Source organism: Streptomyces sp. NPDC060205 (assembly GCF_042728395.1).
GTDB lineage: Bacteria > Actinomycetota > Actinomycetes > Streptomycetales > Streptomycetaceae > Streptomyces.
In genome coordinates this window covers 1-8945 of record NZ_JBHWZP010000362.1, presented here as the reverse complement: position 1 = coordinate 8945, position 8945 = coordinate 1, and the positions used below count along the sequence as shown (strand labels likewise).

The 8945-nt window shown below is 71.6% G+C and carries 5 protein-coding genes; 1 reads left to right on the top strand and 4 read right to left on the bottom strand.

What is annotated here, in order from left to right:
- Positions 1-124 precede the first annotated feature (124 nt).
- From ACFWGJ_RS37805 to eccD, 4 genes are all read right to left on the bottom strand, one after another.
- Entirely contained in the window at positions 125-433 is a 309-nt protein-coding gene (locus ACFWGJ_RS37805) for a WXG100 family type VII secretion target (RefSeq protein WP_107018902.1), read from the bottom strand.
- A gap of 85 nt (positions 434-518) precedes the next feature.
- Positions 519-854, bottom strand: a complete 336-nt coding sequence (locus ACFWGJ_RS37800; RefSeq protein ID WP_107018901.1) for a hypothetical protein — start codon at positions 852-854, stop codon at positions 519-521.
- A 494-nt stretch (positions 855-1348) separates the two neighbouring features.
- Positions 1349-2929 (bottom strand): type VII secretion protein EccB, encoded by a 1581-nt coding sequence (eccB, locus tag ACFWGJ_RS37795; protein WP_387333492.1) that lies wholly within the window; start codon positions 2927-2929, stop codon positions 1349-1351.
- 56 nt (positions 2930-2985) lie between these two features.
- Entirely contained in the window at positions 2986-4392 is a 1407-nt protein-coding gene (gene eccD, locus ACFWGJ_RS37790; RefSeq protein ID WP_387333491.1) for a type VII secretion integral membrane protein EccD, read from the bottom strand.
- A gap of 475 nt (positions 4393-4867) precedes the next feature.
- On the opposite strand from eccD, the gene eccCa reads away from it, so the two are divergent.
- Positions 4868-8905: a type VII secretion protein EccCa gene (gene eccCa / locus ACFWGJ_RS37785; protein WP_387333490.1), complete on the top strand. Its 4038-nt coding sequence runs from the start codon at positions 4868-4870 to the stop codon at positions 8903-8905.
- The last annotated feature ends 40 nt before the right edge of the window (positions 8906-8945 follow it).

Sequence of the window (8945 nt, the reverse complement as noted above, 5' to 3'; positions counted from 1 at the left end):
GTCCGGCGGGCCCGGAGCCCGGGTCCGCCGGACCGGCCGCCGATCACACACCTACGACGTCTGGCCCTTGCCCACACCCCTCGCAACTGACGGGGGCAGGCTCGGGCCGGACACGGCTCGGACCCTAGCGGGCCCGGACGTTGCCCCAGTTGTCGGCGCTCTTGCGCTCGTCACGGGAGTGGTTGTCGTGGATGGTACGGATCAGCTCGCCGTTGTCGCCGAGGAGCCTGGCCATGTTCTTGGTGGCGTTGTCCCACTCCGCCTGGACCACGCGGTACTGCTCCTGGTCCGCGCCCTCCCAGGTGCTGACGAGCGGCTTCAGCTCGTCCTCCAGGTTGTTGAGGGTGTTGATGATCACCTGGGTCTGCTCCAGCAGTTCCTCGATGGCCTGCTGGACCTTGGGGTATTGCACATCGATGATGCCGTCGGCCATGACGTCTCCTCTCGAAGGCCGGGCGCCTGGCCCGGGAAGCTCACGAAGTCCGGCTCCACCGAAGGAAGCCGGTACCGCGGGTGGGTCAGCTCAGTGCTTCGAAGACGCCCTGGCTGGTCTTGCTGTTGAGAACCTCGGTCAGGTCCTGGTTCTCCTTCGCCAGGCGGTTGGCGGAGGTCACGTTCTCCTGCAGCGCGTCGATCATCGTGCTGATCTGGACGACGACCTTCTGCGCCTCGGTGTTCCAGCTGCGGAAGAGCTTCAGCAGTGCCTGGCCCTCGTCACCGCCGACTCCCGAACGCGCTGCGATCTCGGCGACGTTGTTCTGGGTCTTCTCGACCGCGTTGCGGGCCGACTCCAGAGAGGAGACGCCCCCCAAGCCCTTGGCATAGTCCGCTTTCCTTGCGGCGCTGTCCGCCATGTCACGCTCCCTTCGTTCAGGCGCGTCTCACGCACCGTTGCCCGCTGAGGCTAAAGAGAAAACAGGGTTCCGCGCAACGCGTGCAGGCAAGATGTGAGTAACAGCCGGTTCGGTAGAATTCGCCTGTATGGCAACGGAGTTGTGCGAACGTTGCAGCTGGATGAACGGGACGCGCGTAGTTCCGGGCATACAGCGCGTGAACAGCCCCCCGGACACCTGCGAAGCGGGCGGAAAGCGGGCACACGAAGAGTCCGAACGGTCATGGAGAAGCTTCGCCTTCGGCATGGTGCACGTTCCCATGAGATTCTCCGGGTGCGGTCCGCCGAAATTTTTGAGCTTCTTTTGAGGTTACCCATTCGTAAACGAACGCCCTGGGCCTCCCTACCCCGCGCCATCGGTGCCGAGTTCGGCCCGAGGTTTTCCTTGTGCTCGTCCCTTTTCTTTTCCTTTTCCCCTGCGCGGCACAGGTTCCCTGCCGCAATCGACGGGTGGCGTCAGTCTCGTGACGCGGCGCCCACCGTGCCCACCAGGTCCGCCTTGTCGCTGTCCTCGCGCTTCTCGGGCTCCTTGGCGGCTCCGCACGCGGGGGCGGTGGTCCGGGGTTCCGTGGCTCCCGCGGCGGCGGCCGGATCGAGGTCCGCGCCGGTCGGGAAGGCCGCGAGCAGCGGCGCGGGGACCGAGCCGATGTCCGAGGCCTCGTAGCCGAGGGCTGCGAGTGAGTCCTTGGCGGAGACGCGGTACTTCACACCGTTCTCCGCGACCAGGTAGGTGGTCCCGGCGTGCGCGGCGCCGCTCGCGTGCAGGGCCCGGACCAGGGCGCCGTGCCCGGGACGTACCACCGTGGCCTCCGTGGGCACACAGGCCGGTTCCAGCGGCTGCGCGGTGCCCGCCGACACGGCGACCGGGGTCAGCTCGGTCAGCGGGACCAGGACCGACCTGATCCGTACACCGCCGTTGTCGCCGTCCACCTGGGCGCAGAGCGCGCTGCCGCGCTCCGCGGACTGCGGCAGGGGCGGCGCGTCCGGCAGTTCGGCGGAGGCGGCGTCGGCCGCGTCCTTCGCCGCGTGCTCGCGCAGCGCGTCCGCGCCGACCGTGCGCACGTCGGGCGACTGTCCCTCGTAGGCTTCCTTCTGGGTGGCCGGGTCGCCCAGTACGAGGGCGGCGCCGAGGCGGGTCAGCGGCACCAGGCCGTCCTTGCGCAGCAGGTGGTAGGTGCTGCCGCCGCCGACCACGCTGACCTTGAACAGCTGGCCGATGCGGCTTGCCTCGCCGCCGAGTTCGGGGCCCTTCTCGCCGCGCCCCGGTACCGCGGGCGGCTTGAGTGCGGGGCCGGGAGCCAGCGCGTCGAGGAAGGCCGCCGAGACGGGCATCGGATCCTCGGAGCCGTAACCGAGGGCGGTGCGGGCGTCGGAGGCGCGGTCGAGCGGCAGCCTGCTGCCCCGCCACACCAGGTACTCGGTGTCGTCCGGGCCGCTCACCAGCACCCCGCGGTCGCGGCCGATGCCGCGCGAGTCCAGCGGCATCCCGGCCGCCACGGTGGTGGCCCCGGGCTTGTCGACACCTGTGGTGGCCACGACGCCCGAGGTGTTGGGCAGCGCCCCGTCCGGCCCGGTGACGCACATGTGCCAGGCGTCGTCGTCGAGCTGCCCGGCGGCCGGTACGGCGTCCGGGGCGCCGGGAATGCCGACCGGGGAGCCCACCGGGACGCCCTGCAGGGAGGGGGTGTGCACATCGGCGGTCGCCAGGTCGGAGCCGCCGATCAGCTTCGCCGAGGCGTAGTTGCGCACCGGGTGCAGTACGCCGTCGGTGCCGGTCCACAGATACCGGGCGCCGGTGTCGCGGTTGACCACCAGGTGCTCGCCGTCGCGCCAGCCGTCGTTCCCGCCGGGGCGCAGCAGGCCGTACACGGTGGCGCCCGCGCCGATCAGGACGGTCACCAGGACGCCGAAGACCACTCCGCGGGTGGTGCGCCCCAGCGGGCTCTCCGGGGCGTCCGGGTCGGCCATGAGCAGGCCCGAGCTGAGCCTGCCCATCATGAAACTGTGGGCGTGTACCTGGTCTCTTTTGGACTGCACGGCTTCTCCTCAACTCCTTCTGCGTGCCGGGCGTGCGGGTGTGCTCAGCGGTGCGCTCAGCCGAACAGGCCGCGCAGCCAGCCGAAGAGCCCCGCGGCCCAGAGGGCGAGCGGCAGCAGTGCCACCGCGAAGCCGGTGTGCGCCAGTTCGGCAGCGCGGCCCCAGTAGGGCAGCACCCGGCGGCCGGGCACCGTCCAGGCGGCGATCACGAGGGCCGCCGCGGCGCCGAGGAGCACCGCGAAGACGACCGCGCGTCCGGTGCCGTCGTGGTCGGCCGCCCAGGCGCGGGCGAGCAGCAGCAGGCCCAGGACGCCGGGCACGGCCAGGGTCAGCCGCTGCGAGATGTGCACCAGTCCGCGGCAGTGCAGGAGCAGCAGCAGGGTCAGTGCGAGGGCCGTGAGCGTCTCGGGCAGGTTCGGCTGCTCGGTGAGGACGACCAGGGCGGCCAGGGCGATGACGCCGGTGGCGGCGAAGAGCGCGGTGACCCAGCGTCCGGCGAGCAGGGTGCGCTCGGCGACCTCGTCGCCCGCGTAGGGCTCGATGCCCTCCTGGAGCTGGGCGGCGGAGGACGGCAGGGAGGGCAGTCGCATCCCGGCCAGTTTGAAGGCGAACGGCGCGACGGCTCCGGCGGCGAGCGCGACCACGGTGGCCACCAGTGCCACCGAGGCTTGCACGGCCAGGCCGGTGTAGCCGATGAGGCCGCCGGCGATCGCGGTGGCCACCGAGACCACCGCGGTCGCGAACAGGGCCGGGGCGCCGACCGCGGTGGCGGCGAGCGCGAGGACCGCGCCGCCCGCGCCCGCGGCGCCAGCGGCGAGCAGCCGGGCGCCCACGACCTGCCGTGCGTCCGCGCCGGTCAGGTCGCCGCCGGGCAGCAGCCAGCCGGCCAGGGCCAGGCAGGGCGCGACCAGCAGGCCGAGCGCGGTCGCGGAGAGGCGGTCGCCGACCGCGCGGCTGGCCGAGCCGGCGCCCGCGAGCAGCAGCAGGCCGGTCACGGCCGCGAAGGCGACCCGGGAGAACCCGGAGTTGGGGGTGCCGGGCCACAGGACCAGCGCGAGGGCGGCCACCACGGTGGCCGCGGTGGCGCCCACCAGGAGTGCGCGGGCCGCTTCGGGGTGCCAGGTGTTCAGGCGCCGGCCGGCGGTGTCGGCTATGCCGTCCACGAGGTCGTCGAGGCGGGCCTCGGGCAGCGCCTCGGTGTGCGGGCGCAGATAGAGCACGGCGCCGTCGGAGAGCCCCGCGTGGGCGAGGGTGGTCTCCTCGTCGAGCGGTGCGTCGCCGAGCTGCTGGAGGACCCAGCCGGCGTGGTCGAGACCGGCTTCTTCCGCCTCTTCGCCGACGTATCGCAGCAGCGTGGGCAGCAGATCGGCGACCGGGACGTCGGCCGGGACGGCCAGATCGACGGAGACGCTCGGCGCACGTACGGTCAGGCGGCACAGTTCGGCCACAGCGCTGTCGGTCATCAGCGTAACTCTCGTCTTCCGTGGGGGCTTTGACAGGAGGACTTCCCAGGGCAGTGGGAGGGCCTCCCCGGGAGAGGGATGTGCGAAGAGTACGGAAGGCCCGTGCGCGGTCGGGAACGGGGGTGCCGGGCCGGTGAATTTCGTCCGCGCGGCCGGCGACCGCCCCTCCCGCGTGGACAGGTCGCGTTCCGTGAATGCAGACTACTGCCTACGCCCGCCGGATCGTGCTGCGGACCGGACTCATTGTCCGGTATGGAGTTGTCCATCACGGGAGTTGACCGTCCCCGCTATCCGCTCGAAACATTCACCCGGCGTTCCCCGGATCGCGGGGGGCCCGGAGAATGGGCTCGGTGCGGTCTTTCCCACTGCCGGGTGCGCCGGTATTCGGTGCGGGCCGGAAAGCCAGTAAAACCGGAGGTTCTGTTCCTTGAGTGTCGTGCTGTTTCGCCGGCCGGCCCGCAGACGCGGACCGCAGATGCCCGAGGGGCAATTGACCCTTCAGGAGCCACCGGTCCTTGCCGAGACCGTGCCCGACACCTCGGCGATATGGACGTATTTGCCGATGGCGCTGATGTCGGTGTCGATGATGCTGATGTTCCTGCGCCCCGGCGGTGGCAACGGCGTCTTCATGTATCTGGCGATGGGCGTCATGGCGCTCTCCGCCGGTGCGATGCTGCTGGGGCAGCTGATGCGCCGCTCCAGCGAGCGCAAGCAGCGCCTGAAGGGCGAGCGCCGCGACTACCTCCGGTATCTGGCGCAGACCCGCAAGCGGGTCCGGTCCACCATCACGGAGCAGCAGCGCGCGCTCGCCTGGCGTCACCCGGACCCCGCCTCGCTGCGTTCGCTGGCCCGCACGTCCCGGCTGTGGGAGCGGCGCCCGGCCGACGAGGACTTCGGCGAGGCGCGGCTCGCGGTCGGTGAGCAGCAGCTCGCGCTGACGCTGCAGCCGGTCTCCACCCGCCCGGTGGAGGACCTCGAACCGCTGTGCGCGCACGCCCTGCGCCGGTTCATCCGCGCGTACTCCACGATCCCCGAGCAGCCCCTCGGTCTCTATCTGCGCTCCTCGGCCCGTGTGCTGGTGCGCCCGGCGGAGGCTCCCGGCCAGCCGGCGCCCACCGAACCGGGCGTGCCCCCGCAGGGGGAGAGCGGCACGGCCGAGGGCAGCGTCCCGGCCGAGGGCCCGGGCGCCGAGGCGGTACGTGCTCTCGTGCGCGCCGCACTCGCCCAGCTCGCGGTGTTCCACGCGCCGGAGGAGCTGTGGATCGCGGTCTGTGTCAGTGACGAGCGGCGGCCCGACTGGGAGTGGGTCAAGTGGCTGCCGCACGCGCTGCACCCGCACGAGGAGGACGGCGCGGGCCAGGTCCGCCGGATCACCGCCGAACTCACCGAGCTGGACGACCTGCTCGGCGCCGAGTTCGCCGAGCGGCCCGGCTTCGACGCGGATGCCCGCCCCGGCCGTGACGAGCCGTACACCGTGGTCGTCCTGGACGGTGTCAGTGTCCCCGAGGGCCATCGCTGGGAGGGGCAGGGCTATCGCAACGCCGTGGTCCTCGACGTCTCCGGGTCGCTGCGCTGGAAGCCCGGCCGCAACACGCTGCGGCTGACCGTCGGGCCGGACCGGGTCAGCCTGGTGCGCACCGACCGCAGCCGCAAGGAGCGTTCCGTGGCGCTCGGCCGCCCCGACCGGCTCGGGCCGCTCGGCGCGGAGTCGCTGGCGCGGCTGCTCACCGCCCGCCGGATCAGCCTGGGCACCGACATCTCGCAGCCGCTGGAGACGGACGTCGAGCTGACCACCCTGCTCGGTATCCCCGATCTGCACCGGCACGACCCGCAGACCCTCTTCAGCAAGCACATCGGCGCCGCCCGGCTGCGGGTGCCGGTCGCCGTCGGCGTGGACGGCCGCCCGGTGGAGCTGGACATCAAGGAGTCCGCGCAGGGCGGCATGGGCCCGCACGGCATGCTGATCGGCGCCACCGGCTCCGGCAAGAGCGAGCTGCTGCGCACCCTGGTCCTCGGCCTCGCCCTGACGAACTCCTCCGAGACCCTCAACTTCGTCCTGGTCGACTTCAAGGGCGGCGCGACCTTCCTGGGCCTGGAGGAACTGCCGCACACGTCCGCCGTCATCACCAACCTCGCCGACGAGGTCGCCCTGGTGGAACGTATGCAGGACGCCCTGCACGGCGAACTCATGCGCCGCCAGGAACTGCTGCGTTCCGCGGGCAACTACACCTCCGCCCTGGAGTACGAGCGGGCCCGCGCCGCCGGGACCGACCTCGCCCCGCTGCCCAGCCTGTTCGTAGTGGTCGACGAGTTCAGCGAACTGCTCTCCACGCACCGCGAGTTCATGGACCTGTTCGTGATGATCGGCCGCCTCGGCCGGTCGCTCGGAGTCCATCTGCTGCTCGCCTCGCAGCGCCTGGACGAGGGCCGTATGCACCAGCTGGAGAGCCACCTCTCGTACCGCATCGGTCTGCGTACGTTCTCCGCCATGGAGAGCCGCGGCGTGCTGGGTGTGCCGGACGCCTACCAGCTCCCTGCCTCGCCCGGCAACGGCTATCTGAAGTCCGGTGTGGAGGCCCTGACCCGGTTCCGGGCGGGCTACTCCTCGGGCACCTACCGGCGTCGTACCGGCGCCGTGGTCCAGGCCCGCGTGGCCAGCCAGGTGGTGCCGTGGACCAGTGGCTGGGTGGTGCCCCGCACGCTGGAGGCCGCGCCCGAACCGGAGCCGGAGAACGAGGAGAGCGAGGAGGACGAGGAGACCCTGCTCGCCGTGGCCCTCGACCGGCTGCGCGACTCCGGCCCCGCCGCCCACCAGGTGTGGCTGCCGCCGCTGGACGAGCCCACCCCGCTGGACGTGCTGCTCAACGGCATCGCCCCCGACCCGGTACGCGGCCTCACCGCCGTCAACTGGTCCGGTACGGGCAAGCTCCGGGTCCCGGTCGGCCTGGTGGACAAGCCCTTCGACCAGCGCCGCGACCCCCTCGTCGTGGACCTCTCCGCGGCCGGCGGCCATGTCGCCATCGCGGGTGGTTCCCAGAGCGGCAAGTCCACCCTCATGCGCACGCTGATCGGTGCGCTCGCCCTCACCCACACGCCCGCCGAGATCCAGTTCTACTGCCTCGACTTCGGCGGCGGCGGTCTCTCGCAGCTCGCCGCGCTCCCCCACGTCGGCGGCGTCGCGGCGCGGCTGAACCCGGAGCGGGTGCACCGGGCGGTCGCCGAGGTCATGACGCTGCTCGCCCGGCGCGAGCAGTTCTTCGTGGACCACACCATCGACTCCATGCAGTCCTACCGCCGCCGGCGGGCCGCCGGGGAGTTCCCCGACGAGCCCTTCGGCGATGTGTTCATGGTGGTCGACGGCTGGTCGACGGTCCGCCAGGACTACGACGACCTGATCCAGAAGTTCAACGAACTGGCCGCCCGCGGTCTCAACTACGGCATCCACCTGCTCATCACCACCACCCGCTGGGTGGAGCTGTCCGCACAGGTCCGCGACCAGGCCGCCACCCGTCTCGAACTGCGGATGGGTGACCCGATGGACTCCGAGATCGACACCCGCAAGGCCCGTTCGGTGCCGCGCAGCGGTGGTCGCGGCATCACCGCGGACACCAAGATGCACTTCCTGGCCGGGCTGCCCCGCCTCGACGGCAGCGGCTCCCTCGAAGACCTCGGTGACGGCGTGGGTCATCTGGTGTCCGAGGTCGCCAAGCACTGGCCCGGCGCGGTGGCCCCGCAGGTCCGGATGCTGCCGCACCGGCTCCCGCTGGCCGAACTGCCGGCGCCCGAGTCCACCGAGGGCGACGGCATGCGGCTGCCTCTCGGGATCGACCAGGACGCCCTGGAACCGGTCTGGCACGACTTCAGCCGCACCCCGCACCTGGTGGTGGTCGGTGACACCGAGAGCGGCAAGACCAACCTGCTTCGGCGTATCACGGAGGGCATCACCACGCGGTACTCGCCCGCCGAGGCGAAGATCATCGTGGTCGACTACCGGCGCACGCTGGTGGACACCGTCCCGGAGGAGTACCGCATCGGGCACGTGATCTCCCTGGACAACCTCAAGGAGACCATCGAGGGCGCGGCGCGGGCCATGAAGACCCGCGTTCCGGGGGCGGACATCGCGCCGGGCCGGATGCGCAAGTGCGACTGGTGGACGGGCCCGCGTCTGTTCATCCTGATCGACGACTACGACATGGTGTCCGGCAGCTCCTTCCAGAGCCCGATGGAGCCGCTGTTCGAGTATCTGACGCTCGGCTTCGAGATGGGTCTGCACCTGGTGGTCGCGCGCAGCGCCATGGGTGCGGGACGCGGTCTCAGCGACGGTCTCATCCGCCGTCTGGACGAGGCCAACAACCCGGCGGTGCTGCTGTCCTGTCCGCCCACGGAAGGCCGCCTCTTCGGCAACGCGAAGCCGCGTAATCTGCCGCCGGGGCGGGCGCTGCACATCGCTCGCCGCCGCGAGCGTCTGATGCAGACGGCACTGGTGGACGAGCCCGCGCCCCAGACGGACTGAGGGCAAAAAGATTGCGCCGTTCCCCGCGCCCCTGAAAAGG

Excerpts from the sequence above, each read along its gene's own strand:
- ACFWGJ_RS37805 (WP_107018902.1), bottom strand. The coding sequence starts at position 433 with ATGGCCGACGGCATCATCGATGTGCAATACCCCAAGGTCCAGCAGGCC.
- eccD (WP_387333491.1), bottom strand. The coding sequence starts at position 4,392 with ATGACCGACAGCGCTGTGGCCGAACTGTGCCGCCTGACCGTACGTGCG.
- eccCa (WP_387333490.1), top strand. The coding sequence starts at position 4,868 with ATGCCCGAGGGGCAATTGACCCTTCAGGAGCCACCGGTCCTTGCCGAG.
- ACFWGJ_RS37800 (WP_107018901.1), bottom strand. The coding sequence starts at position 854 with ATGGCGGACAGCGCCGCAAGGAAAGCGGACTATGCCAAGGGCTTGGGG.